Source organism: Limimaricola sp. G21655-S1 (assembly GCF_027213785.1).
Classification (GTDB): domain Bacteria; phylum Pseudomonadota; class Alphaproteobacteria; order Rhodobacterales; family Rhodobacteraceae; genus Limimaricola.
In genome coordinates, this window is record NZ_JAPWGO010000395.1 from 1 (window position 1) to 250 (window position 250).

Sequence of the window (250 nt, forward strand, 5' to 3'; positions counted from 1 at the left end):
CGCTACCAGGCCGGCGATGTCGACAAACTCGACGATGGCAGGCTGGATTTTCTGCGGGTTGATGATGGCGGCCAACTGCTGCAGGCGCGGGTCCGGCACTTCCACGATGCCCACGTTCGGCTCGATAGTGCAGAACGGGTAGTTGGCCGCTTCGATACCGGCTTTGGTCAGCGCGTTAAACAGGGTGGATTTGCCTACGTTGGGCAGGCCGACAATACCGCATTTCAGACTCATGGTGATTCCTCGAAAT

1 protein-coding gene is annotated in these 250 nt (G+C 58.4%); it reads right to left on the reverse strand.

All coding sequences use genetic code 11. The annotated features are described in order from the left end of the window. A partial coding sequence (locus O4G76_RS21210; protein WP_269399069.1) for a GTPase occupies positions 1 to 234 on the reverse strand: 234 nt, incomplete at its 3' end. Between the last annotated feature and the right edge of the window lie 16 nt (positions 235 to 250).